This window comes from Streptomyces pseudogriseolus, from assembly GCA_002154585.1.
In the GTDB taxonomy this organism is placed as follows: Bacteria; Actinomycetota; Actinomycetes; order Streptomycetales; family Streptomycetaceae; genus Streptomyces; species Streptomyces pseudogriseolus.
The window spans coordinates 1-25,127 of record MUNG01000026.1 but is presented as its reverse complement, the minus strand read 5'-3'; the positions used below and the strand labels follow the sequence as shown (position 1 = coordinate 25,127).

Annotated in this window: 22 protein-coding genes; 12 read left to right on the top strand and 10 right to left on the bottom strand. The window is 73.7% G+C overall.

Annotation, left to right across the window (positions count from 1 at the left end):
* Positions 1-87: 87 nt before the first annotated feature.
* Complete coding sequence (locus CCN29_RS04040; RefSeq protein ID WP_006131070.1) at positions 88-741, bottom strand: response regulator; 654 nt, start codon at positions 739-741, stop codon at positions 88-90.
* The gene (locus CCN29_RS04035; protein ID WP_006131071.1) at positions 729-2,000 is read right to left on the bottom strand and encodes a sensor histidine kinase; all 1,272 of its coding nucleotides are present in this window, start codon (positions 1,998-2,000) and stop codon (positions 729-731) included. Before CCN29_RS04035 ends, CCN29_RS04040 begins: the two co-directional genes overlap by 13 nt.
* A 124-nt stretch (positions 2,001-2,124) precedes the next feature.
* On the opposite strand from CCN29_RS04035, the gene CCN29_RS04030 reads away from it, so the two are divergent.
* A complete protein-coding gene (locus CCN29_RS04030) occupies positions 2,125-3,678 on the top strand; it encodes an MFS transporter (protein WP_006131072.1) in 1,554 nt (517 codons plus the stop codon).
* Between the two features lie 9 nt (positions 3,679-3,687).
* Here CCN29_RS04030 and CCN29_RS04025 read toward each other — a convergent pair whose 3' ends face one another.
* The 4 genes from CCN29_RS04025 to CCN29_RS04010 all read right to left on the bottom strand — a co-directional run bounded on the left by CCN29_RS04025 (position 3,688) and on the right by CCN29_RS04010 (position 7,362).
* Positions 3,688-4,572 carry an endonuclease/exonuclease/phosphatase family protein gene (locus CCN29_RS04025; protein WP_031061318.1) on the bottom strand — a complete coding sequence of 295 codons (885 nt, stop codon included), beginning with the start codon at positions 4,570-4,572 and terminating at the stop codon, positions 3,688-3,690.
* A 133-nt stretch (positions 4,573-4,705) separates the two neighbouring features.
* The gene (locus CCN29_RS04020; protein ID WP_086680077.1) at positions 4,706-5,629 is read right to left on the bottom strand and encodes a hypothetical protein; all 924 of its coding nucleotides are present in this window, start codon (positions 5,627-5,629) and stop codon (positions 4,706-4,708) included.
* Positions 5,626-6,156 carry a hypothetical protein gene (locus CCN29_RS35565; RefSeq protein ID WP_006131075.1) on the bottom strand — a complete coding sequence of 177 codons (531 nt, stop codon included), beginning with the start codon at positions 6,154-6,156 and terminating at the stop codon, positions 5,626-5,628. Before CCN29_RS35565 ends, CCN29_RS04020 begins: the two co-directional genes overlap by 4 nt.
* Positions 6,157-6,159: 3 nt before the next feature.
* On the bottom strand, positions 6,160-7,362 hold the full coding sequence (locus CCN29_RS04010) for a macrolide family glycosyltransferase (protein WP_031061313.1): 1,203 nt from the start codon (positions 7,360-7,362) through the stop codon (positions 6,160-6,162).
* Positions 7,363-7,723: 361 nt separating this feature from the next.
* Between CCN29_RS04010 and aceE the strand changes: the two genes are divergently transcribed.
* From aceE to CCN29_RS03975, 6 genes are all read left to right on the top strand, one after another.
* Positions 7,724-10,411: a pyruvate dehydrogenase (acetyl-transferring), homodimeric type gene (gene aceE, locus CCN29_RS04005; RefSeq protein ID WP_086680075.1), complete on the top strand. Its 2,688-nt coding sequence runs from the start codon at positions 7,724-7,726 to the stop codon at positions 10,409-10,411.
* Between the two features lie 123 nt (positions 10,412-10,534).
* Positions 10,535-11,431: an RNA polymerase sigma-70 factor gene (locus CCN29_RS04000; protein ID WP_086680083.1), complete on the top strand. Its 897-nt coding sequence runs from the start codon at positions 10,535-10,537 to the stop codon at positions 11,429-11,431.
* Between the two features lie 99 nt (positions 11,432-11,530).
* The gene (locus CCN29_RS03995; RefSeq protein ID WP_006131079.1) at positions 11,531-11,956 is read left to right on the top strand and encodes an OsmC family protein; all 426 of its coding nucleotides are present in this window, start codon (positions 11,531-11,533) and stop codon (positions 11,954-11,956) included.
* Positions 11,957-12,097: 141 nt separating this feature from the next.
* Positions 12,098-13,828, top strand: a complete 1,731-nt coding sequence (locus CCN29_RS03990; protein ID WP_086016113.1) for an L-aspartate oxidase — start codon at positions 12,098-12,100, stop codon at positions 13,826-13,828.
* 67 nt (positions 13,829-13,895) lie between these two features.
* Entirely contained in the window at positions 13,896-14,645 is a 750-nt protein-coding gene (locus tag CCN29_RS03985; RefSeq protein WP_086680073.1) for an SDR family oxidoreductase, read from the top strand.
* A 280-nt stretch (positions 14,646-14,925) separates the two neighbouring features.
* On the top strand, positions 14,926-15,216 hold the full coding sequence (locus tag CCN29_RS03975; RefSeq protein WP_006131082.1) for a hypothetical protein: 291 nt from the start codon (positions 14,926-14,928) through the stop codon (positions 15,214-15,216).
* Positions 15,217-15,252: 36 nt separating this feature from the next.
* On the opposite strand, the gene CCN29_RS03970 is transcribed toward CCN29_RS03975, so the two are convergent.
* Both CCN29_RS03970 and CCN29_RS03965 read right to left on the bottom strand, forming a co-directional pair.
* The gene (locus tag CCN29_RS03970; RefSeq protein ID WP_467191555.1) at positions 15,253-15,927 is read right to left on the bottom strand and encodes a lytic polysaccharide monooxygenase auxiliary activity family 9 protein; all 675 of its coding nucleotides are present in this window, start codon (positions 15,925-15,927) and stop codon (positions 15,253-15,255) included.
* A gap of 309 nt (positions 15,928-16,236) precedes the next feature.
* Positions 16,237-16,971, bottom strand: coding sequence for an alpha/beta fold hydrolase (locus CCN29_RS03965; RefSeq protein ID WP_031019179.1), 735 nt, complete (start codon positions 16,969-16,971; stop codon positions 16,237-16,239).
* 197 nt (positions 16,972-17,168) lie between these two features.
* Here CCN29_RS03965 and CCN29_RS03960 point away from each other — a divergent pair, with 197 nt between their 5' ends.
* The 3 genes from CCN29_RS03960 to CCN29_RS03950 all read left to right on the top strand — a co-directional run bounded on the left by CCN29_RS03960 (position 17,169) and on the right by CCN29_RS03950 (position 20,103).
* Complete coding sequence (locus tag CCN29_RS03960; RefSeq protein ID WP_006131085.1) at positions 17,169-17,864, top strand: sigma-70 family RNA polymerase sigma factor family protein; 696 nt, start codon at positions 17,169-17,171, stop codon at positions 17,862-17,864.
* 128 nt (positions 17,865-17,992) lie between these two features.
* Positions 17,993-19,153, top strand: coding sequence for an NAD(P)/FAD-dependent oxidoreductase (locus tag CCN29_RS03955; protein ID WP_086680081.1), 1,161 nt, complete (start codon positions 17,993-17,995; stop codon positions 19,151-19,153).
* Positions 19,154-19,206: 53 nt separating this feature from the next.
* Complete coding sequence (locus tag CCN29_RS03950) at positions 19,207-20,103, top strand: RNA polymerase sigma-70 factor (protein ID WP_006131087.1); 897 nt, start codon at positions 19,207-19,209, stop codon at positions 20,101-20,103.
* A 110-nt stretch (positions 20,104-20,213) separates the two neighbouring features.
* On the opposite strand, the gene CCN29_RS03945 is transcribed toward CCN29_RS03950, so the two are convergent.
* Both CCN29_RS03945 and murQ read right to left on the bottom strand, forming a co-directional pair.
* Entirely contained in the window at positions 20,214-21,731 is a 1,518-nt protein-coding gene (locus CCN29_RS03945) for a PTS transporter subunit EIIC (RefSeq protein ID WP_006131088.1), read from the bottom strand.
* A gap of 39 nt (positions 21,732-21,770) precedes the next feature.
* On the bottom strand, positions 21,771-22,721 hold the full coding sequence (gene murQ / locus CCN29_RS03940; RefSeq protein ID WP_442538230.1) for an N-acetylmuramic acid 6-phosphate etherase: 951 nt from the start codon (positions 22,719-22,721) through the stop codon (positions 21,771-21,773).
* A 273-nt stretch (positions 22,722-22,994) separates the two neighbouring features.
* On the opposite strand from murQ, the gene CCN29_RS03935 reads away from it, so the two are divergent.
* On the top strand, positions 22,995-23,489 hold the full coding sequence (locus CCN29_RS03935) for a nucleotide triphosphate diphosphatase NUDT15 (protein ID WP_031061296.1): 495 nt from the start codon (positions 22,995-22,997) through the stop codon (positions 23,487-23,489).
* Between the two features lie 182 nt (positions 23,490-23,671).
* Positions 23,672-24,988, top strand: coding sequence for a serine hydrolase domain-containing protein (locus CCN29_RS03930; RefSeq protein ID WP_442538229.1), 1,317 nt, complete (start codon positions 23,672-23,674; stop codon positions 24,986-24,988).
* The last annotated feature ends 139 nt before the right edge of the window (positions 24,989-25,127 follow it).

Genomic DNA, 25,127 nt, shown 5'->3' with positions numbered 1-25,127 from the left:
GTTCCCCGCGCCCCTGAGGGCGGGTGCCGCTCGGCCCGGGTTCGCGAGTGCAGGTCGTGGGGGTTGAGCGCGCAGTTCCCCGCGACCCTAGGGGTGGGTGTTCTTCAGGAAGTGGAGGACTGCTGCCACGCGGCGGTCCGTGCGGTCCGTGGGGGGTAGGTCCAGCTTGGCGAAGATGCTTCGGATGTGCTTGTGCACAGCCCCGTCGCCGACGGTGAGGCGTTCCGCGATGGCCGTGTTGCCCAGGCCCTCCGCCATCAGCGCGAGCACGTCCCGCTCGCGGGGGCTCAGCCGCTCCAGGCGGGTGTCGGGCCGGCTGCGGGCGAGCAGCTGGGCGACGACCTCCGGGTCGATCGCGGTGCCGCCGGCCGCCACCCGGTGCAGCGCCTCCAGGAACTGCTCGACCCGCCCCACCCGCTCCTTCAGCAGATAGCCGAGCCGGGCACTGCCCTGCGCGAGCAGGTCGGTGGCGAAGGCCTGCTCGACGTACGCGGACAGCACCAGCACCGCGAGCCCGGGCAGCCGCCGCCGTGCCTCCACGGCGGCGGTGATGCCCTCGTCGGTGTGGGTGGGCGGCATCCGTACGTCGACGATGGCGACGTCCGGCCGTTCCGCGTCGACGGCGTCGAGGAACGCGCCGGGCTCCTCGGCCGTCGCCACCACGTCCAGGGACTCGGCGCGCAGCAGCAGCGCGAGACCCTCCCGCAGCAGGGCGTCGTCCTCGGCGATCACGATCCGCATGGCAGGGTCACCTTCAGGGTGGTGGGGCCGCCGGGTGGGCTGGCCAGTTCCAGGGTTCCGTCGTGGGCCTCGACGCGGCGGCGGATGCCGGTGAGCCCGGTCCCGCCGTGCTCGCCGGCGCCGCCGTGGCCGTCGTCGCGGACCTCCACGTGCAGTCGTCCGCCGTCCGTGCGGACGGTGACCCGAGCTTCGCCGGCGCCGCTGTGCCGGGCGATGTTGGTGAGGGCCTCGGCGACCGCGAAGTACGCCGTCGCCTCGACCGAGGCCGGGCACCGCGCGGGCACGTCGGCGTCGACGCGGCACGGCACCGGGCAGCCGGCCGCGAGCGCGGTGAGGGCGTCGGCCAGGCTGCGGTCGGCGAGGACCGGCGGGAGGATGCCGCGCACCACCGCCCGCAGTTCGGTGAGCGCCTGTTCCGCGGCGTCCTGGGCGCGGTCGAGGACGGCCGCGGCCTCCTCGGGGTCGCGGGCGAGGGCGCGCCGCGCGGCACCGAGCAGCACGGTGACGGCGACGATGCGGTTCTGCGTCCCGTCGTGCAACGCCCGCTCCACGCGCCGCAGTTCGGCGACGTGGGCGTCCAGGGCGGCGGCGCGGGTGGCGGTCAGCTCGGCGACCCGCAGGGCCAGGTCGGTGCCCGGGTCGGGACCGAGCAGGCGGCGTCCGGGCCAGGCCTGGAGCCGGGCGAGGGCGGGCGCGCCGACCAGGATGACGCCGGCCAGGGCCACGCCGGTCACGGCGACGGCGAGGGCGCCGGGCCAGTCCCGGACGGTCCACCAGCCCACGGCGGACGCGGCCTCGCTCTCCGGCAGCGCGGTCCAGTACAGCGGGAAGGTGAGGTCATGGGCCGCGCTCAGCGGCAGCGTCGCCCCGACCAGCCCGAGGAACAGGCCGAGCAGCGCGTGCGTGACCACCCAGCGGGCCTCGCGGCGGACGGCGCGGTCGGCGAGCAGCGCCCGCGGCCCGTCCGGGAGCGGCGCCGGGCCGACGATCTCTGGTCCCCAGCGGGAGAGCCTGCCGCGTTCCCGGTCGGCGATCGCGCGCACCGCGTGCAGGGCGGACGGCAGCAGCCACAGCCCGGCCCCGACGAGGCAGGCCGCGGTGGTCAAGGCCAGCCACAGCGCGGCGAGCAGGGCCAGCAGGGCGGTGCCCAGTCCCCCGACCAGGTGCTCCAGCGCGTCCAGCGCGGTCCGGGCGCGCACGGCCACCGCCCGGCGCCGGCCCGGCCGCGCGTCCGCCGGGCGGTCCTGGGTCACCACCATCCGCACCTCCCCGCCAGGGAGGATGCTACGCCGGGCCGCCCGGCCGGCCGCCCGGTGATCGAGTGGTGGCCGGTGAGGGGCGCGCGTACGGTCGAACGGTGGACTCCCGGAAGGGCGACCCGATATGACCAGCAGTCCGCGACCGGCCTCCACGAAGGAGGCCACACGGGACGGCCGCGGCGGCGGCAACGCGATGGCGTTGTTCGTCATCGCCTCGTGTCAGCTGATGGTGGTGCTGGACATCACCATCGTGAACATCGCACTGCCGCACATCCAGCGCTCCCTCGACTTCTCGACCGCCAGCCTGTCGTGGGTGGTCAACGCCTACACCCTCACGTTCGGCGGGTTGCTGCTGCTGGGCGGCCGGGCCGGTGACATCCTCGGCAGACGGCGGGTGTTCGTCTTCGGTGTGCTGCTGTTCGTGCTGGCGTCCCTGCTGGGCGGGCTCGCGCAGAACGCCGGGCAGCTGCTCGCGGCGCGTGCGCTGCAGGGCGTGGGCGGTGCGATCGCCTCCCCCACGTCCCTGGCGCTGATCAGCACGACCTTCCGCGAGGGGCCGGAGCGCAACCGCGCGTTCGGGGTGTTCGCGGCGGTGTCGGCGGGCGGCGGCGCGATCGGACTGCTGGCAGGCGGCATCCTCGTGGAGTGGCTGAACTGGCGGTGGGTGCTGTTCGTCAACGTGCCCATCGGCCTGCTCATCGCCCTGGCGACCCCGCGGTACATCAAGGAGTCCGAGCGTCATCCGGGCCGTTTCGACATCACCGGCGCGCTGACCTCCACGGCCGGCATGGTGCTGCTCGTGTACGGCTTCATCCGGGCCGCGCAGGACGGCTGGCGGGACACGCTCACGCTGGTGTCGTTCGCGGCGGCGGTGGTCGTGCTGGTGGCGTTCGTGCTGCTCGAACGGCGCTCCCCGCAGCCGATCACACCGCTGCACATGTTCGCGGACCGCAACAGAGCGGGCACGTACGGGATCATGCTGTTCCTGGCCGCGGCGCTGTTCGGCATGTTCTTCTTCCTGACCCTGTTCGTGCAGAACGTGCTGGGCTTCAGTCCCCTCGAGGCGGGTCTCGCCTTCCTGCCGGTGAGCGCGGTCATCGCGGTCAGCGCCGGGATGACCTCACGGTTCCTGCCGGTGTACGGGCCGAAGCCGTTCATGGTGGCGGGCGGTCTGTTCGCGGCGGCGGGTCTGGCCTGGCTGACGCTGACCGACGTGCACTCCACCTACGCGGGCAGCGTGCTCGGTCCGATGCTGGTGTTCAGCTTCGGCATGGGCATGGAGTTCGTGTCGCTGACGCTCATGGCGCTGTCCAACGTGCCCGTGCGGGAGACCGGCGCCGCGTCCGGTCTGCTCAACGCCACGCAGCAGGTCGGCGGCTCGCTGGGCCTGTCGATCCTGGTGACCATGTACGGCACGGCCAGCAGGAACGAGGCGGAGAAGCAGGTCCCGCTCTTCCTGCAGCAGGCGACGCCCGCCCAGCGGGCGGAGTTCCAGCGCACGGGGGAACTGCCCGGGCGGTGGGGCGCCGAGGTGCTCACCTCCGGGGTGACCGCCGCGTTCATCGCGGCGGCCGTGTCCGCCGGGCTCGCCGCCCTGGTCGCGGTGGTGGCGATCCAGGTCCGCCAGTCGGACCTGGAGCGTCTCCAGGGCGGCGGGCCGGGTGCCCCGCCGGGGTGAGGGCGCCGGTCAGCCGCCCCGGCGCGGCAGACGCAGGTCGGCGACGACCGGCCGGTGGTCCGACGCGGCGGTGGCGTGCGTACCGGCGCCGGTGACGGTGATGCCGTGCGAGACGGTGATCAGATCGATGCGCTTCTGCGGCGCGACCGCCGGATAGGTGGGCCCGGCGTCGGGTGCGGCGTCGCGCAGGGTGTGCCACAGGGGCGCCAGTTCGGGCGCGGACGGCTCGGCGTTGAAGTCGCCGACCAGGATGCCCGGCCCCCGGTCGTCGGCGAGGACGTCCAGCATGTCGGCGACCTGGGCGGCGCGGATCGACGGGTCGGCACGGTAGTCCAGGTGCGTGGAGTACACGTGGGTCCGTACGCCCTTCACGCGGATCACGATCTCGGCGAAGCCGGGCGCCGGGGCGGGCACCGGGTCGGGGGTCTGGGTGGACAGCCGGGTGATCTCGTGGTTCTCGGCGTGCAGCACGGGGTGGCGGCTGAGCACGGCCACGCCGTACCGCCGGCGCTCGCCCCCGTCGGCGGCCGGGTCGAGGTCGTAGATCGGCGCGAAGAACACCCGCATGCGGAGCTTTCCGGCGAGCGCGCGGGCCTCGTCCACGAAGGCGCTGCGCTCGCCCCAGTGGACGTCGACCTCCTGGAGCCCGATGACGTCGGCGTGCAGTCCGCGCAGGGCGTCGGCGGTGCGGTCGAGGTCGAAGACCTGGTCCTCCCCCGCCCCCGCATGAATGTTGTACGTCGCCACGCGCAGCGGCACGGCGGGGGCGCGGAAGCCGGACGGGGAGGTGTCCTGCGCCGCCGTGGCCGGGGCCGCGGTGAGCGACAGGACGGCGGCGAGGAGCACGGCGGCGACACGGGCGGTGCGGGCGGGACGTCTGCGTCCTGGCGGCATGCCTTCTCCTGTGTACGGGTGCGGTGTTGACGAACGGTCAGTACGTCGTCACCGCATGGAAGCACAGGCGGGCCCGGCGGCCGAGTGCCTTGGCCGTTCCTTTTCCGGCCGGGTCCCTCCCGGCCGTCTCGGGTCAGGGCAGCGCGTCGGTCCTGGTGACCGAGCGGATGAGCGCGAGCACGGTGTCGGTGGTGTGTTCCAGGTGCGTGCGGCCGTCGGGCCGGCGGGAGTGGGGGCTGATGTAGCTGCGGCGGCCCAGATGGGTGGCCGGGTCCATGCGGTGCACGGTGATCCGCCCGGCGCGGCGGGCCCGGTTCCAGCCGCTGCCGCGCAGCAGCCGCCAGCGCTGCGGGAAGAGCCAGGTGCCGACCCGTTCGATCCGGTCGTGGGCGCTGGTGAGCTGGTGCAGGTGCAGGGCGTGGGTGAGGTCGTTGGCGCCGTTGTGGAAGCCGCCGAGGGTGATCAGCAGCAGCGGGGCGACCAGCTGGGCGTGGAGCTCCGCGACGGCGCCGGTGGCGACCTGCGCGCCGCCGCTGTAGCTGAGCAGCACGACGGGGACGCCGCTGTCCGGCCGGTAGCCGGCGCGCCGCAGCTGGCCGGCGATCTGGGCGCCGACGGCACGGTTGTAGAGGGGGCGGTAGCGGCGGTCGGCGGCGACGAAGATCTGCATGACGTTGTGCAGGAAGAGCAGCAGCCCGGCGTGCCGGCGGATCCGCACCCACACCGGCCGGTCGGCGAGCGGGGCGGCCAGCGGCGAGTACGGCTGGACCTGTCCCAGCACCCGCAGGTCGGGCGCGGCGGCGATCAGCGCCTTGACGAGCTGTCCGCCGTCCCGGGTGTCGGTGAAGCGCCGCTTGCCGATGCCGTCCAGGTAGACCAGATAGGCGGCCGGCGGGCGGTCGGGGCCGGCGCCCCGGGCGTAGGGCATGCCGGGCGGGAGGTCGGTGCCGGGGCTGCGCCAGCCGGCGGTGTAGAGCATCACCTCGTAGCGGGCGAGCAGCGCCTCGACGAGGAGGACCGGGCCGAGCACCAGGGCGACGAGCGGGAACCAGGTCATGCCGTCCGCCTCCGTGCCCGTGTGCGTGCCGGTGTTCGTGACCGTGTTCGTCTCCGTGTTCGTGGGGTGCCGATGCGCCCGACGAGGCGTCGTACGGCCTCCACGGCCGCGGCGAGTCCGACGCCGGCGGCGGCCACGCAGGCCGCGGCGGCCCAGCCGCCCACGCCGCTCGCGTCGGCGACCGGGCCGACCAGTCCGGCGCCCACCCCGGTCAGCAGCATCAGGTGCAGCGCGGGGCCGAGCAGCGGGAAGGCGATGACGGCGCCGAGGAGCATCGGCGCGACCTGTCCGGCGGTCCAGCCGGGCGCCGCGCCGGACGCGACGGCGCCCGGCAGCAGCTCGGCGAGGGTGAACGCGGTCAGCGGCCAGAGCGCGACGACGGCGCTCTCGACGGCGGTGCCGGTGAGCAGCAGCCCGGCCACGACGGGAGGTGACACCTCGGGGCGGCGGGCGACCAGGGGCAGGATCCGCCCGGCCGCTTCGGACAGCCCGGCGAGCAGCACGAGGGCGAGGACGAGGGGCGGCATGGCTCAGTGCCCCCGCTTCTCGTGGGCGCCGGTGCGGTGCAGGAGCGCCTCGATCTCGTCGGCCGCGCGGACGTGGCCGCCCGCCTGCCGCTGGGCGGCCCGCAGGGCGGCGGCCGCGTCCCGGAAGCGGGGCTCGGTGAGCAGGCGGCGGGCCAGGGCGTGCACGGCGGCCTCGGTGGCGTCCTCGGGGCGGACGGTCAGCCCGGCGCCGAGTTCCGTGACCCTTCTCGCCACCTGGGGCTGGTCGGCCCCTTGTGGGACGACCAGCACGGGCACGCCTGCGTACAGCGCCTCGTTGACGCTGTTCATGCCGCCGTGCGTCACGAACAGGGCGGCCCGTTCGAGCAGTTCGGGCTGCGGCACGAACCGGCGGGCGAGCACGTTGCCCGGCGGTGTGCCGAGCGCGGCGGGGTCGGTGCGTCCGGTGGCGACGACGACGGTGCCGCCGAGCGGCGCCAGGGCGGCGGCGAAACCGCGCAGCACCGACGGCCCGGCGTCGAACACCGTGCCCAGCGACACGTACAGCACCGGCGGGCGCAGGGTGTCGAAGGGGAACGTCGCATCGTGCGGCCGGGCGCCGACGCTGGGGCCGACGAACCGGTACGTACCGTCGAAGGAGGCGGCCTCGGGCTGGAAGGCGCGGGAGGTGAAGACCAGGTTGAGCGGCTGACGGGCGTTCACGAGGTCGACCGGGGGCAGCCCCCGGGTGCGGTGGCGGCGGGCGAGCAGCAGCCGCGCGCGGGCGTACCCGAGGAGGCTGCGGGGCCGCGTGACCGCCTCGGCCAGCAGTTTCCACGAGGCGCGGGCGGGGCTGGGCACGCGGCGGCCGAAGGCCATGGTGGTGAACAACGACACACCCGGCACGCCGAGTTCGGCCGCGGTGACCGGACCCCAGGGGCACGCGGCGCCGTGCACGATCACGTCGGGGCGTGTGCTCCGCAGGTCGGCCAGCACGGACGGCAGGGTCTCCAGGGCGGTGCGGGCGAGCTGTTCCAGCAGGGTGACGGGCGTCGGCGGACCGGCGAGCGGCGGGCCGTCCCCGGGATACCGGAACACCGTGGCGCCGGCGGCGGCCACGTCCGGCTCGAACGCGGCGGTCGTGTGGTACGTGACGGTGTGCCCGCGGCGCACCAGCTCGGCCACGAGGGGCAGGGTCGGGTTGATGTGGCCGCGCAGGGCGACGTTGACGAACGCGACGGTGCTCACCGTACGGCTCCCGTGGGAGGGGCGGGGCGACACCACCGCGGGGCGCTCCTGGTCACGGCTCCCGGCGGTGCTGTCACAGGCCGGGGAAGGTCGTGCGGACCCGAGCCACTCATCGTTCGTCCTCTCCCGTCTCTCGTCCGGCGCGTTCGCGTTCCCCTCATCGACAGGGCAGCCCCGCGATCTGTGACAGCGCCGGCCCTCGACGGCCGCGGATGTAACGCGTGTCACTCCACGCCCTGTCACAGGGCGCCGGCCGGCCCGGTCGTACCAGGTGAGCGACCGGACGCCCCGGACGGGGCGTCCGGACGTCCGGGCGCGTCCCCCCGCGCCCTCCCCCTGCGTGACCCGAAGGAAGAGCACCATGAGTGACCCGTTCCGGCCCCCGGAGCCCGCCGCGGTGAGCGAGCTCGACCAGCTGCCCGACCGTGACGCCGAGGAGACCGCCGAGTGGCGGGCGTCGCTCGACGCCGTCGTGCGGAACGCCGGCCCGGACCGTGCCGTGTACCTGCTGCGCCGGGTGCACGAGCACGCCGCCCGGTCCGGGCTCACCGTGCCCGGGCTGCTCACCACCGACCCCGTCAACACCGTCCCGGTATGGGCGCAGCCGGACTTCCCCGGCGACCTCGCCCTGGAGTCCCGGATCACCGCGTGGAACCGGTGGAACGCGGCGGCGATGGTGAGCCGCGGCGCCCGTGACGGGCTGGGCGGCCATCTCTCCACGTACGCCTCCGCCGCCTGGCTCTACGAGATCGGGTTCAACCACTTCTTCCGCGGCAAGGACGGCGACGGCTCCGGCGACCAGCTGTTCGTGCAGGGGCACGCCACGCCCGGCGTGTACGCGCGCGCCTTCCTCGAAGGCCGGCTGGACGAACGGCACCTGGCGAACTTCCGGCGCGAGGCGGGCGGCCACGGGCTGCCCTCGTACCCGCATCCCAGGCGGCTTCCGTGGCTGTGGGAGTTCCCCACCGTGTTCATGGTCCTGGGGCCGCTCGCCGCGATCCACCAGGCCCGGTTCAACCGGTATCTGCACGCGCGGGGCATCAAGGACACCTCCGGCTCCCGGGTGTGGGCGTTCCTCGGCGACGGCGAGACGGACGAGCCCGAGTCGACGGCGGCGCTGGCGCTCGCGGCCCGTGAGGGTCTGGACAACCTGACCTTCGTCGTCAACTGCAACCTCCAGAAGCTGGACGGTCCGGTGCGGCCCAACGCGCAGATCGTGCGGGAGCTGGAGGCCCGGTTCCGCGGGGCGGGCTGGAACGTGGTCAAGTCGCTGTGGGGCGAGGTGTGGGACGCCCTGTTCCGGCAGGACACCGACGGCGCGCTGGTGCACCGGCTCGGCGAGGTGCCGGACGCGCAGCTCCAGACGTACGCGGCGCGGGACGCGGCCTACGTCCGCCGGCACTTCTTCACCGGGGACGCCCTGACCCGGGTCGCGGCCGGTCTGGACGACGCGACGCTGACCGGCCTGTTCGGCGACTCGCGCGGCGGGCACGAGCCGCTCAAGGTGTACGCGGCGTACCGCAGGGCGGTCGAGCACCGGGGCGCGCCCACCGTCGTGCTGGTCCAGACGGTGAAGGGGCACACGCTGGGCCCGGAGTTCGCCTCGCGCAACGCCAACCACCAGATGAAGAAGCTGAGTCCGCGGCAGTTCCGGGAGCTGCGCGACCGGCTGGAGCTGCCGGTCCCCGACCGTGCGCTGGACGGGGACGAGGTGCCGTTCTGGCATCCGGGGGACGACGCGCCCGAGGTGCGGTACCTGCGGGAGCGGCGGGCCGCGCTGGGCGGTCCGGTGCCGGAGCGGCGGGTCGTGGCGGGCCCGCTGCCGCAGCCGTCGGCCGCCGCCTTCGAGGCGCTGCACCAAGGGTCGGGCACGCAGGAGGTGGCGACCACCACGGCGCTGGTCCGGCTGGTGAAGGACCTGATGCGCGACAAGGCGACGGGGCGCCGCTGGGTGCCGATCGTCCCGGACGAGGCCCGTACCTTCGGCATGGAGTCGCTGTTCCCGACGGCGGGCATCTACGCGCCCGAGGGGCAGACCTACGAGCCGGTGGACGCCGACCAGTTGCTGCGTTACCGGGAGGCGGCGGACGGGCAGCTCATCGACGAGGGCATCACCGAGGCGGGCTCGGTGGCCGAGTTCACGGCCGCCGCCACCTCGTACGCCACGCACGGCGAGCCGATGATCCCGCTGTACATCTTCTACGCGATGTTCGGCTTCCAGCGCACCGGCGACCAGTTCTGGGCGCTGGCCGACCAGTTGGGCCGCGGGTTCGTCGTCGGGGCGACGGCCGGCCGGACCACGATGACCGGCGAGGGCCTCCAGCACGCCGACGGGCACTCGCATCTGCTGGCGTCCACCAATCCCGCGGTGGTCGGTTACGACCCGGCGTTCGCCCACGAGATCGCGGTGATCGTCCGGGAGGGGATGCGGCGGATGTACGGGGAGCGGCCCGAGGACGTCTTCTACTACCTGACCGTCTACAACGAGCCGAAGCGGCAGCCTGCCCTGCCGTCCGGGCCCTCGGTGGAGGAGGGCATCCTGCGGGGCGTCTACCGGTTCCGGCCGGCGCCGTCGCCGGAGGCCGGTCCCCGGATCCAGCTGCTGTCGTCCGGGACGGCGGTCCACTGGGCGCTTGAGGCCCAGGAGTTGCTGGCCGAGGACTGGGGCGTGCGGGCCGACGTGTGGTCGGTGACGTCCTGGACGGAGCTGCGGCGTGACGCGCTGCGGGCCGACGCGGCACGGCTGCGCGGCGAGCAGGCCGTCCCGTACGTGACCCGGGCGCTCGCCGGGGCGCCGGGACCGGTGCTGGCCGTCAGCGACTGGATGCGGCAGGTCCCGGACCAGATCAGCCAGTGGGTCGAGCAGGACTGGGCGTCGCTGGGCACGGACGGTTTCGGGCTGAGCGACACCCGCGAGGCGGTCCGGCGTCGCTTCGGCGTCGACCCCGGGTCGATCGCCGTGGCGGCCCTGGACCAGCTGGCCCGCGCGGGCGCGGTGCCCGCGGAGACGGTGGCCAAGGCCCGTGCACGGTACGGACAGGAGGCCTGACCGAGGGGGCCGGGCGGCCCGCTGTACCGTACACGTACGGGGGTGGCGGGCCCGCCCCGCTCCCGGACGCGCGTGATGAAGGCGGCTTGTAGCATGGTGAGCGCGGAGCCGGAAGGGGCGACCATGGACGCTCGGGACGCAGCCGATTCCCTGGACCGGGCGACGGACGATTTCCTCGCGGCCCGTCCCCAGCTGTTCGGGATCGCCTACCGGGTGCTCGGCAGCGCCGCGGAGGCGGAGGACGTCCTCCAGGAGACGTGGGTGCGGTGGCAGAACACCGACCGTTCCGGCGTCAAGCAGCCTGCCGCCTTTCTCACGACGATCACCGCGCGCCTCGCCATCAACGTCGCGCAGTCCGCGCGCGTCCGGCGCGAGTCGTACGTCGGACCCTGGCTGCCCGAGCCGGTCGACACCCGGCACGACCCGCAGCTGGGCGCGGAGCGCGCCGAGGCGCTGGAGATGGCGGTGCTGCTCCTGCTGGAGAAGCTGAACCCGGTGGAGCGGGCCGCGTACGTGCTGCGGGAGGCGTTCGACTACCCGTACAAGCAGGTCGCGGAGATCCTCGAGACGAGCGAGGCGAACACCCGGCAGCTGGTGAGCCGGGCCCGCAAGCATCTGGCGGCCGAGCGCAAGGAGCCGGTGAGCCCGGCGGACCACCGGCGGCTGCTCGAGGTGTTCCTGGCGGCGGCGCAGACCGGTGACATGCGGGTCCTGGAGAACGTGCTGGCCGCCGACGTGGTCAGCTACGCCGACGGCGGCGGCATCCGCGGCGCCTCGCGCATCCCGGTGGTCGGACGCCTGCGCGTCTCCAAGTACCTGGCGGCCTTCGCGCCGCGCTTCTGGCCGCCGGCCGAGACCCGCTGGGTGGAGGCGAACGGCAACCCGGCCGTCCTCGTCACGGCCGGCGGGAACCCGGTGGCGCTGCTGTCGGTCGACGCGTCCGCGGACGGCATCGAACGGCTCATGTGGGTGATGAACCCGGAGAAGCTGTCGCCGTACGTGATGTCCCTGACCGCCTGACGGCCCGGCGCCGCCGCCCGGCCCCGCGGGGGCATGTCACATTCGCGTGATCGTCGCGGTCTGGTGGGTGACCCGCAGGACCCACCGAGAGGCAGCATCATGACCGGACGCACCGTGTCCGTCCGTGAGGGCGGGCGGCTGGCCCGCACCGTCGCGGTCGGACCGCATCTGCTGACCGCGGACGAGCCCGAACCGCTCGGCGCGGACACCGGACCCACCCCCGGGGAGCTGCTGCTGGCGGCGCTCGCGTCGTGCACGTCGATGGCGGTCCGCGCGTACGCGGCGCGGCAGGGCTGGGGGCTCGACGAGGTCGTGGTGGAGGCGCGGTTCGCACCGCGCGGGCAGATCGTCAAGCAGGTCCGGCTCACGGGCGACCTCGACCCGTCCCAGGTGGAGCGGCTGCTCAAGGTCGCCGGGCGCTGCCCCGTGCAGCGGCTGATCACGGGGGACGTGACGGTGACGACCGTGCCGACGGTGGTGACGACGGTCCGGCGTATCGCGGCTCCCCGTCCGCTGCCGGAGTGAGCGGCCCCCGGGCGTGTCCTCCGGGTCGCCCGCGCCGCGCGCCGGGCGCATGCTGGGAGGTGCCTGTGTGGCGTCGGGGTGTCACAAGCCGGGCGGGCGTCCGGTCGTAGTCGGTGAGACACCTCGACGATCGGAGCAATCGTGGCTGCCACCGAACAACGTCTTTCCACCACGGTGCTGGTCATCGGCACCGGCGGGGCCGGCCTCAGGGCGTCCGTCGAACTGGCCGAGGCGGGGGTCGACGTCCTCGCCGTCGGCAAGCGCCCCAAGGACGACGCGCACACCTCCCTCGCCGCCGGCGGCATCAACGCGGCCCTGGCCACGATGGACCCCGAGGACAGCTGGCAGCAGCACGCGGCGGACACGCTCAAGGAGAGTTACCTGCTGGGCGACCCGCGCACCACGGAGATCGTCACCCGGGGCGCCGCCCGCGGCATCGACGACCTGGAGCGCTACGGCATGGCCTTCGCGCGGGAGGAGGACGGGCGCATCTCGCAGCGCTTCTTCGGCGCGCACAAGTTCCGCCGCACCGCCTTCGCCGGCGACTACACGGGCCTGGAGATCCAGCGCACCCTCGTCCGGCGCGCGGAGCAGCTGCGGATACCGGTGCTGGAGGGCGTGTACATCACCCGGATCCTGACGCACGAGGGCGCGGTGTTCGGGGCGTACGGCTTCGGTCTGAAGGACGGCACGCGCTACCTGGTGCACGCGGACGCGGTGATCCTGGCGGCGGGCGGGCACACCCGGATCTGGCGGCGCACGTCGTCGCGGCGGGACGAGAACACGGGGGACTCCTTCCGGCTCGCCGTGGAGGCCGGGGCGCGGCTGCGCGACCCGGAGCTGGTGCAGTTCCACCCGTCCGGGATCATCGAGCCGGAGAACGCGGCAGGCACCCTGGTCAGCGAGGCCGCGCGCGGCGAGGGCGGCATCCTGCGCAACGCGCTCGGCGAGCGGTACATGAGCCGCTACGACTCCGAGCGCATGGAGCTGTCCACCCGCGACCGGGTCGCCCTGGCCTCCTACACGGAGATCAAGGAGGGCCGCGGCACGGAGAAGGGCGGGGTGTGGCTGGACGTCTCGCATCTCCCCCGGCAGACGATCATGAACCGGCTCCCCCGGGTCTACCAGACCCTGCTGGACCTCCAGATGCTGGACATCACCCGCGACCCGATCGAGGTCGCGCCCACGGCGCACTACTCGATGGGCGGCGTGTGGGTGCGCCCCGAGGACCACAGCACCGACGTGCGGGGCCTGTACGCGATCGGCGAGGCGTCCAGCGGTCTGCACGGCGCCAACCGGCTCGGCGGCAACAGCCTCATCGAGCTGCTGGTGTACGGCAGGATCACCGGCCGGGCGGCCGCCGCGTACTCCGAGTCGCTGACCGCGCAGCCGCGTTCGGCCGCGGCGGTCGCCGAGGCGCGGGCGGAGGTGGACGAACTCCTCGCGGCGGACGGCCCGGAGAACGTCCGCGCCCTCCAGCGCGCCGTCCGCAACACGATGACGGAGCACGCGGGTGTCGTGCGCGACGAGGAGGGGCTGCTCACCGGGCTGGCCGAACTCGCCGCGATCGAGAAGCGGATGGAGGACGTCGGGGTCCACCCGGACATCGCCGGCTTCCAGGATCTCGCCCACGCCTTCGACCTCAAGGCGGCGGTGCTGGCCGCGCGGGCCACGCTCGAGGCGGCGCTGGAGCGGCGGGAGACCCGCGGCTGTCACAACCGCAGCGACTACCCGGACATGGATGAGGAACTGCGCGTCAACCTCGTGTGGTCGCCGGCGACCGGCGTCACCCGGGAGAGCATCCCGCCGGTCCCCGAGGAGATCGCCTCCCTGATGGAGGAGGTGCCGACGGACGGCAAGTTGCAGGAGTGAGCGCAGACACAGGCACAGACGCACGCACATCCGCTCATCCATCCATCGTGTGAAGGGAAACCCAGTCATGAAGGTCGTAGTGATCGGCGGCACCGGGCTCATCGGCTCGAAGGTCGTCACCCAGCTCCGGGCCGAGGGCCACGAGGCGGTGCCGGCCGCGCCCAACACCGGGGTCAACACCCTGACCGGCGAGGGCCTGGCCGAGGTCCTGGACGGCGCGTCGGTCGTCGTCGACGTGTCGAACTCGCCCTCGTTCGCGGACGACGCCGTCATGGAGTTCTTCCGTACGTCGACCACCAACCTCCTCAAGGCGGAGGCGGACGCCGGCGTGGCCCACCACGTCGCCCTGTCCGTGGTCGGGACGGACCGGCTCCAGGAGAGCGGGTACTTCCGCGCCAAGCAGGCGCAGGAGGACCTGATCAGGGACTCCGGCATGCCGTACACCATCGTGCACGCCACGCAGTTCTTCGAGTTCATGAAGGGGCTCGCGGACCTGTCGACGGTCGACGGCACGGTGCGGGTGCCTCCGGCGAAGTTCCAGCCGATGGCCTCGGACGACGTGGCCGCGGCGGTGAGCCGCGCGGCGGTGGCCTCCCCGCTCGGCGGCATCGTCGAGATCGGCGGCCCCGAGGCACTGCCCCTGGAGGAGCCCATCCGCACGGCGCTGTCCGCCGCGGGCGACCCGCGCGAGGTCGTGGCGGACCCCGAGGCGGGCTACTCGGGCGCCCCGGTGCAGGAGTCCACCCTCCTCCCGGGCCCGGACGCCCAGCTGGCGACCACCCGCTACACGGACTGGCTGGCCGCCCAGCAGCAGTGACCCGCCCGTCCCGCGCCGGGCAGCGGGAGCGGCGGGGCCCCGGCGTGCCGGTGACGTCCCTTGAGCGCTGCCCCGGCAAGCCCGCGCCCGTTCAGCGACGGAGTGTCGATCGCCCCGCAGCTCACCAGGGTGTCCGGGGCGACGCCCCGCTCATGTCCCTTCACGGCGCGGACCGGCACCAAGGTGCAGCCCGAGGGCGGATTCGGCGCGGCCGTCCCAGCGGATCGGCACGCCCCACCCCGCGCTGCGTGCGGCGGCGGAGGAGGCGGGCCGGGAGCGGGTGGTCGCCCCGGTCCGGCCGACGGTGAAGGCCCGGTACCCGCTGGCCCCGATCGAGACCTACATGCGCTGGAGGCGCGAGGACGGCTCGGCTCTCGACCCGTGGATCCGCACGCATCAACGCCTGGGCGCCACGCTGGTGTCGGCGGCGCCGGAGTCCCAGGTCATGACCGGCACGGTCGCGGAGGTCGGACGAGGGCGTGTACCGGGAGCCCAACGTCTGGATGCGGCACCGCTGACGGCGGTCACGGCCGGTGCGGGCGGCCGCACGGGCAGCGGCCCGGGCCGGTGAGGGGTCACCGGGCCGGGCCGCGCCGTGGGGCCTCGGTCAGCCGAAGTCCACGTCGCTGCACATCAGGTAGGCCTGGTCGAGGTGCGACGCCTGCCAGATGGTGAAGACGATGTGGTGTCCGGAGTAGCCGGAGGTCCGCACCGGGAAGGTGATGTCGTTCGCCGGGGCGAAGCGGCCGGTCTGGGTGATGAAGTCCAGGTCGTCCCAGCCGAGGGCCTCGGTCTTCGGGTCGAAGCCCTGCTTGCTCACGTACACCTTGAAGTAGTCCGCACCGTGCGACGCCTGGTCGTACAGGTGAATGGTGAAGTTGTCACCGACGGGCGTCGTCGTCCACGGCCCCGGGTTGTTCAGGCTCTCGAAGTTCGGGTGGTTGTTGCTGCAGAGCTTGCCGTTCGGGATGCGCGCCTCGAACTGGCCGCCGAGGCCGTCCTGGAGCATGCTCATCCAGTTCCACATGGTGTTGGGGTTGGCCTGGTAGGCCTGCCAGCACATGGGGTCCTCGTCCGCCATGGCGGGGTTCATGTGGTCGCTGCCCCACTCCTCCCAGCAGTGGTACGCGCGGGAGGCGGGACCGACGACGGAACCGTGCGCCTGGGCGGTGCCCGAGAACGACAGCGCGCCGGCCACCAGGGCGAACAGCATCAGGAACGCCTGGAAGAGACGGCGCCGGGCCGGCCGGGAACTACCGGCGGATAAACGCGAGTTGTGCATGGGGGGATGACTCCAATCCGGTGGGTGAAACGTGATGGGAGCGCTCCCGAAGGTAGAAGGCGCACATGCAGGTTTCGTGGAGCGAACGAGACGGTTTCGGGGAGACGTTCGGCTCGGTCACACCTGGAAACACGGCCGACATATGGGTCCGCACGCGCCGGACGCAACGTGCCTGCTCACGCGGCCGATCGCGGCGCGGTGCGTTCACCGGCGCGTCGTCGAAACGTTTCGACGCGACGGCGCCCGGCACGGCAGGGCGGTGCCGCCGGCCCCGGTGGGCCGACGGCACCGCGGACACCCGGTGATCCGCTACCGCGTCACGGAGGCCGCCGCCGCCAGCACGACGCTCGTGACCTCCTGGGGATGCGAGACGCTCACCGCGTGCGACGCCCGCACCTCCCGCACCCGCGCGCCGGCCCGCTCCGCCATGTGACGCTGCGCCGCCGCGGGGATGTTGAGGTCCTCCGTGGCGACCACGGCCCAGGACGGCAGCGTCCGCCAGCCCGGCTCGGGGGCCGGCTCCTCCAGTGCCGCGCCGGTCACCGGGCGCTGGGTGACCGCCATCAGCTGGGCCACGCCCTCCGGGACGTCCGCCGCGAACTGGTGCGGGAACTTCGCCTGGTCGATGGTGAACTCCACCCCCGGCGAGCCGTCCGGCAGGGTGACCGGCACCGGGTGCAGCGCGTCGCCGAGGCTGCTGCCCGGGAACCGCGCCGCCAGGTCGAGCGCGCTCTCCCCCTTGTCCGGGACGAACGCGGCGACGTACACCAGTGCCCGCACGTTGTCCGCGCCCACCGCCGCGGCGCTGACGACCGCGCCGCCGTAGGAGTGGCCGACGAGGACGACCGGCCCCTCGATGCCGGCGAGGACCTCGCGGACGTACGCGGCGTCGCCGCTCAGTCCGCGCAGCGGGTTCGCGGCGGCCACCACGGGGTGGCCCTCGCGCCGCAGTTCGCGCGCCACGTCGTTCCAGCTGGTCGAGTCGGCGAAGGCGCCGTGGACGAGGACCACGGTGGGCCTGGGGGTGTGGGAACGGTGGAACATGGCCGGGCCTTTCCGTCGGAAGGCGGTGCCGCCGGGTGGCGGTACGTCGTCGCCTTTCGCCTCCATGACCGGACCGCGGACCCGGGCGTGACAGAACAGGGCGAACGGACCGCGTGTCACAGATGGCCCGGCTGTCCGGTCTCTCTGCTCCAGCGGTGTGCCGCCGCCGGGCGGCCGGGTGCGAGGGAGGTGAGGGCGTGGACCGCGTCGACGACGGCTCCCCGCTCGCGGACCTGCTCGACGAGCGGCGGCACCTGGTCATCCTCGCCCAGCGCATCCTCGGCAGCCTCCGCGACGCGGAGGGAGCCGTCGACGAGTGCTACCGGCGCTGGTACGCGCTGTCGGACCGTGAGCGGGAGCGCATCGCCGTGCCGCGGTCCTGGCTGGCAGACAGCGTCGGCGGGATCTGTCTCGCCCGGCTCGCGCCGCCCGGCCCGGGACCGGACGCGGTCGCCGAGGACGTCGTCCCCGCCGTCCCGGACGTGGTCGTCGCCCGGCCCCACGTCATGGAGCCCACGGCCCTCCGCCGGCACGACGCCGTGGTGCACGCCGTGCGCCGGGCCTGCGTGACGGCGGACGAGGAGACGCTCCTGTCCCTGCTGGCGCCCGACGCCTCCGCGTTCTTCGACGGCGGCGGGAAGATCCGCACGCTCGTCGAGCCCGTGCACGGCCGGGACCGGGTCGCCCGCAGTCTGCTGCGGCTGCTCGACCGCCGCCCGCTCACCACCACCCTCGCCGCCCACTCCGTCAACGGGCGCGCCGGTCTCGTCGTCCGCCACGACCGGCGCGTGGTCGCCGTCATGAGCCTGGAGGTCGCCGGCGCGGAGGTCGTACGGATGTGGGTCGTCGTCAACCCCGACAAGCTCCGGCACTGGAACACCGGGCGCCCATGACCGGCGTACGGACACCGGGGGCGGAGGGCGCGCGGCGGGCGTGTCCCGGCCGCGCGGACGGCAGGTGTTACGCCGGGCTCCTCGCCGGTGTCTCCATGCCGCAGTCCGGTTCCACGAAGGGAGACATCATGAGCGGGAACATCGAGGTCGTCGTCCTGGGCGGCGGCTACGGCGGCGTCAAGGCCGCCAACCGGCTGGCGCGCCGGGCGGGCGTGTCGGTGACGCTGGTCAACCCGCGGCCCGACTTCGTCGAGCGCATCCGCCTGCACCAGCTGGTGACCGGCTCCGACGACGCGGTCGAAGGCTTCGGGGAGGTGCTGGGCGCGAACGTCCGTCTGGTGGTCGACACCGCCACCCTGATCACGACCGCGGAGCGCACGGTGACCCTGGCCGGCGGCGGCACCCTCTCCTACGACTACCTGGTCTACGCGGTGGGCAGCGGCGCCTCCGACCCCGATGTGCCCGGGGCCGCGGAGTTCGCGCACGCGGTGGCGGACCTCGACGGCGCGCGACGGCTGCGGTCGGCGCTGGGCGAAGCGCCCGTCACGGCCCCGGTGACGGTGGTCGGGGCGGGTCTGACCGGCCTGGAGACGGCCGCCGAGCTGGCGGAGACGGGACGCCTCGTCACCCTGGTCTGCGGCGGGGTGCTCGGCCCGTCCCTGCACGCCCGGGGCCGCCGTCCGGTCGCCCGCCGGCTCGCCGCGCTGGGCGTCACCGTTCTCGAGGGGGCCGGGACGCGCGTCACGGAGGTGACGCGCGACGCCGTACGGCTCGCGGACGGCCGGGACGTGCCCAGCGCGGTGACCGTCTGGACCGCGGGATTCCGCGTCCCGGACCTGGCCGCGCGCAGTGGGCTGAGCACCGACTCCTACGGCCGTCTGGTCACGGACGCGACGCTGACCAGCGTGGACGACACCCGCGTCGTCGCCGCCGGGGACGCGGGGGTGATCACGGACCGGCCGGTCCGGATGAGCTGCCAGGCCGCCGTGCAGCTGGGCACGAAGGCCGCCGATACGGTGCTGCGCCGGATCGCGGGCAAGCCCGCGGCGCCCGCCCGGCTGCTGTTCGCCGGACAGTGCCTCAGCCTCGGCCGGCAGGAGGGCGTCACCCAGTTCTCGTCCCTGGACGACCGGGTGAACGCGCTGTACCTCAGCGGCCGGCCCGCCGCCGGCGTCAAGGAGATCGTCTGCCGGTCCACCCTCCGTCAGCTGGTGTCGGGGGCGCGCAAGGCCAGTTCCCGGCCGGCCGGGAGCGACGGCCGCGACCCGCGCCCGAACATCCCCGCCTGAACCACCGCGGCCTCCGTCACGGGGCCGGCCACGTAGAGAGCGACACACACGACATGAACGACCACCCCACCGACCCCGCGACCGAGGCCTTCCTCAACCACCGGAACCTGCTGTTCACCGTCGCCTACGAGATGCTCGGCTCCGCCGCGGACGCCGAGGACGTCCTCCAGGAGACCTGGCTGCGGTGGACCGAGGTCGACCTGGCCCAGGTGCGGGACCGGCGTGCGTACCTGGTGCGGGTCACCACCCGCCAGGCCCTCAACCGGCTCCGCACCCTGAAGCGCCGCAAGGAGACCTACGTCGGCCCCTGGCTGCCCGAGCCCCTGCTCACCGCCCCGGACGTGGCGGAGGACGCCGAGCTCGCCGAGAGTCTGTCCCTCGCGCTCCTGCACATCCTGGAGACCCTGTCCCCCACCGAACGCGCGGTGTTCGTCCTGCACGAGGTGTTCGACTTCGACTTCGACTCGATCGCCGCCGCCCTCGGCAAGACCCCCGCCGCGGCCCGCCAGACGGCCTACCGGGCGCGCAGGCACGTCGACGCCCGTCGCCCCCGCACGCCGGTGTCCGCGGAGGAGACCCGGGCCGCGCTCGACTCGTTCCGGTCCGCGCTGGTCACGGGCGACCTCCAGGCGCTGCTCGACGTGCTCGCGCCCGACGTCGTCTTCGTCAGCGACGGCGGCGGCCTCAAGCTGGCGGCCCTGCGGCCGGTCGTCGGCGCGGGCAAGGTGCTGCGCTACATGGCCGGCAGCCTCGGCAAGGCGGGCGGCGTCCTCAGCGGCGAGGCCACCACGGTCAACGGCAACCCGGCGCTGGTCCTGCGCCTGGACGGCGAGATCGACGGGGTGCTGGCGGCCCGGGTGGAGGACGGCCGGGTCACGCGGCTGTACTACGTCCGCAACCCCGAGAAGCTCACCCGGGTCGAGTCCGAGACCTCCCTCGCCTCCCGGTGAGCGGCCCGCGCCGCGCGGGGCCGTGACGCCTCGACGCGACCGAGGGAACGGCGCGGGGCCGGCCCTGGAGAGGGCCGGCCCCACGCCGTCGCGAGCTCTCGGATCCGCTGTCAGACCTTCTCCGCGACCCGGTCCTCCGTCGCCAACGGGGCCGCAGACGCCGGGGCCGGCTCGTCGGGCGCGGCGTTCAGCTCCGCGAGCATCGTCCTCGTGAAGCCGAACCAGTACGTCGCCACGAAGCCCGCCACGTAGCCGACGATCAGGCCGGCCGCGTAGATCGCGATCGTCTGCGCCAGGCCGTGGTTGCCGTCGAGGAGGGGGAACAGCGCCCAGCCGGAGGGGCCGATCGCCGTGGAACCCACGTCCGTGCCCAGCTGGTTGAACAGTCCGACGAACGCACCGCCGAAGGCGCCGCCCGCGCAGGCGGTGACGAAGGGGCGGCCCAGGGGCAGGGAGACGCCGTAGATCAGCGGCTCGCCGACGCCGAGGAAGCCCGGCCACAGCGCCGACCTGATCGTCGTGCGGATCGAGGTGTTGCGCGGCAGCCGCAGGTAGATCGCGAGGGCCGCGCCGACCTGGCCCGCGCCCGCCATGGCGAGGATCGGCAGCAGCACGGTGAAGCCCGCGCCCTCGATCAGCGTGGTGTGGATGGGGATGAGCGCCTGGTGCAGGCCCAGCATCACCAGCGGGAGGAACAGACCGCCGAGGAGGAAGCCGGCGCCCGCGCCGCCGTGGGCGAGCAGCCAGTCGGCGGCGTCGCCGATCCAGGAGGACACCTCACCGGCCAGGAACATCAGCCCGAACAGGGTCGCGAGGCCGGAGACCAGCACGGTGACGGTGGGCGTGACCAGGACGTCGACGGACTCGGGGACCCAGCGGCGGCACCGCTTCTCGACGTACACGCCGAGGCAGGCAGCGGCGAGCGCGCCTAGCACACCGCCCTGGCCCGGTGAGAGGTGCTGGCCGAACGCCTCGACGTCCGCCACCTTCGCGTAGACGATGATCGACGCGACGGCGCCGCCGAGGATCGGGGTGCCGCCGAACTCCTTGGCCGTGTTGTAGCCGACGAAGACCGCGATCAGCGCCATGAAGCCGGAGGCGATGGCGGCCAGGGCCGGGGTGACGGCGGGCAGCCACTGAAGGTTGACGAGCAGGCCGTTGAGGCCGGCGATGATGCCGCAGCCGATGAGCGCGGGGATGAGCGGCACGAAGATGTTCGCGATGCGCCGCAGGAACAGCTTGAACGGGGTGGCGTTCCTCGCCTTCCGCTCGGCCCTGAGCGCCGCCCCCTGGGCCGCCAGCTCCTCGGCGGTCACGGGGTCGGACCCGCCCGCGGGAGCGGCGGGCTCCTCGGGGGCGTCGGCGCGCTCCGCCTCGACCAGGGCCTCGAACTCCGGGGTGACCCGGGCGACGGTGCCGGGTCCCAGCACGATCTGGTAGGTGTCGTCCTCGACGACCCCCATGACCGCGGGCAGTGCCTTGAGTGCCTCCTCCTGGACGAGGGACCGGTCGCGCAGCCCGAGCCGGAGCCGGGTCATGCAGTGGGCCACCGACGTCACGTTCGCCGCGCCTCCGACCAGGGGGAGGATGGCGGCAGCAGTGGCGCGATGCTTGTTCTCTTCGCTCATGGTGCGGTCATGCCTTGCTGTGAGGTGGGGCAGGCCGCGTCAGGCGGCTGCGGCTTCCAGGGCCTTGCGCAGGTGCCCGTGGGCATCCTGGAGCAGGCGGGCTGCGGTCGGGGCGTCCACGGACGCCAGGAGGGTGAGGATGGAGTTCTTGACCTCGCCGTCGCTGTCGGCGAGGGCGGTCTCGACGGACTCGTCGCGCGCGCCGGTGGCGAGGGAGACGATCCGGTGGGCGCGCGCCTTGAGCTTCTCGTTGGAGGCGCGGACGTCGACCATCAGGTTTCCGTAGGTCTTGCCCAGCTTGATCATGGTGATCGTCGAGATCATGTTGAGCACGAGCTTCTGCGCCGTGCCCGCCTTGAGCCGGGTGGAGCCCGTCAGCGTCTCGGGTCCTACGACCACCTCGATGCCGTGGTCGGCGGCCGCGGCGAGCGCGCTGTCCTCGTTGCAGGACAGGCCGACGGTGAGCGCGCCGAGGGCGCGGGCGTGCCGGACGGCGGCGACGGCGTACGGGGTGCGGCCCGAGGCGGAGATGCCGACGACCACGTCGTCCGCGGTCAGGGCCAGGGCGTCGAGGTCCGCGCGGGCGGCGTCCTCGCGGTCCTCGGCTCCCTCGACGGCGCTGACCACGGCGGTGGGCCCGCCCGCGATGAGGCCGACGACCTGCGCGGGGTCGGTGTTGAAGGTGGGCGGGCACTCCGAGGCGTCGAGGATCCCGAGCCGGCCGGCCGTGCCGGCGCCGGCGTAGACCAGCCGGCCGCCGCGGGCCATGCGCGCGGTGACGCCGTCGATCGCGGCGGCGATCTCCGGCAGCCGGGCGGCGACGGCCGTGGTGACGGTGGCGTCCTCCGCGTTCATGAAGCGGGCGATGTCGAGGGTGGGCAGGCGGTCGATGTCCGCCAGCTCCGGGCGGTACGCCTCCGTGGTCATGGTGGCCAGCTGCTCACGCAACCGGCCGCTCTCCACGGCGTCTGCGGCGGGCACGAGGGTCACACTCCCGGGTGTCGAAATTTACTTTCGGTGGATCACTTGAGCCTGAAAGATATTTTCAGCCATCGCGCGCGTCAAGGGTTGCGATGCAAAGGTCCGATCACGACACCGGCGGCGGCCGGCGCGCCTCGCGGGCGCCCTTTGCGGAACAACCCGTTCCACTACTGTCGCCGCCGCGCCGCCCGTACCCGCACGCCCCCGCCCGGTGATGTGCGTCACCCCGCTCCGGGGGGGGAGGCCGCGACCGCGCAGACCGTGACCGTGTAGAAGGGACCGGTGAACACCACCGGACATGACGCCGCAGAGCGCCCCGAGCGCGCCCGCCCCACGCCGCACAGCCTGACGGGGGTCGGCGTCGCCGTCCTCGACGCCTCCGGCCGCGTCCTGCTCGGACTCGGCCACGACGGCCGCTGGGAGCTGCCGGGCGGCAAGGTGGACCCGGGCGAGAGCTTCGAGACGGCGGCGGCGCGGGAGCTGGCGGAGGAGACCGGGCTGTCGGTGCCGGCCACGGCGGTACGGGTGATGGCGGTCGTGGTGGACGGTTCGCGCGGACTGACCCGGGTGACGGCCGCCGCGGTCGCCGAGGGCGCGACGGGCACGCCCGTGGTGACGGAGCCGGACAAGATCGCGCGCTGGGAGTGGTTCCCGCGCGACGCGGTGCCGTCCGCGCTGTTCGGTCCGTCGGCGTCGGTGCTGGACCACGTGTGGCCGGAAGCGGTGGCCCGCGGGGCGGCGGAGACCTACCACTACCCGGTCCGCACGGGCGGCTGAGGGCAACGCCGTTTCCGCCACGCCGGGTTCGAAGGGCGGGCCTGCGGGGCGCCGCTGCACTACGATGCAGACGTTGCCGCCCCGGCCTCGCGTGACTCGCTCAACTGTCCTGTAAGGCAAGGGAGTTGCAGCGATGTCGGCCGCAGGCGCCTGTTCCTTCCCCACACTCAGGAAAGAAGCGGATGCGGATCAAAGACGTGAGCCTCGCGCTCGTCGGTTCCACCCTGGTCGTCACGCTGGCGGCGTCCCCCGCCCTCGCCGACACCACCACGCCCGCCCTGCCGGCGCCCGACGTCGCCGCCGTGGCCGCGGTGCACCGTACGGCGCTGTCGCAGGGCGCGCCCGGCGCGCTGACCCGGATCGACGAGGGGCGGAGGAGCTACCGCGTCGCCACCGGCGAGGCCGACACCGCCGCCCACACGCCGATGGACACCGGGCGGCGGTTCCGCGTGGGCAGCGTCAGCAAGACCTTCACCTCGGTGGTGCTGCTCCAGCTCGTCGCCGAGGGCAAGGTCGACCTCGACGCGCCGGCCAACCGCTACCTGCCCGAGCCGCTGCCCGACGAGCGCATCACGGTCCGTCATCTCCTCAGCCATCGCAGTGGCTTGTACGACTACACCAACGACATGTTCTACAACACCGTCCCGGGCTTCGAGGCGGTGCGGAACAAGGTCTTCAGCTACCAGGAGCTGATCGACCTGTCGACGGCGAAGCCGCTCAACAACGCGCCGGGCGCCGCGTACAGCTACTCCAACACCAACTTCGTCGCGCTGGGCGCGATCATCGAGCACGTGACGGGCACGCCTGTCGCCACGCACTACCGGCAGCGCATCTTCACGCCCCTGGGGCTGAAGCACACCTCGTACGTGCACCCGCGGACCACGATCTCCGGCACGTACGCGCGCGGTTACCTCCGGCAGGACGACACCACGCTGCCGCTGGTGGACTCCACCGAGCAGACCGTCTCCTGGGCACAGTCCGCGGGCGCGGTCATCTCGAACGCCAAGGATCTCAACCGGTTCTTCTCCGCGCTGCTCTCGGGGAAGCTGCTGCCCGAGGAGCAGCTGCGGGAGATGACCACCATGGTCCCGGTGACCGCCGACGGCAAGCAGTCGTACGGTCTGGGGCTGCGCGGGCGGACGCTGTCCTGCGGCACCACGGTGTACGGGCACACGGGCACCGTGCAGGGTTACTACACGTACGCCTTCACCACGAGCGACGGCCGCCGCAGCATGGCGTCGCTGGCGAACACCTCCAACAACGGCACGGTGAACACCACGCTCGGCGCCACGCTCGACGCGTCCTTCTGCGGCACCGACCCGGCGGCCGCGGTGCGGCGGGCCGCCGCCTCCACGGCACGCTTCACCGAGGACATCGCGCCGCAGAAGGACGCGTCGAGCGTGGCGCCGAGCGTGGTGTTCACCGTGCCGTTGTTGGAGGTGTTCGCCAGCGACGCCATGCTGCGGCGGCCGTCGCTCGTGGTGAAGGCGTACGTGTAGTAACCCTGCACGGTGCCCGTGTGCCCGTACACCGTGGTGCCGCAGGACAGCGTCCGCCCGCGCAGCCCCAGACCGTACGACTGCTTGCCGTCGGCGGTCACCGGGCCCATGGTGTTCATCTCCCGCAGCTGCTCCTCGG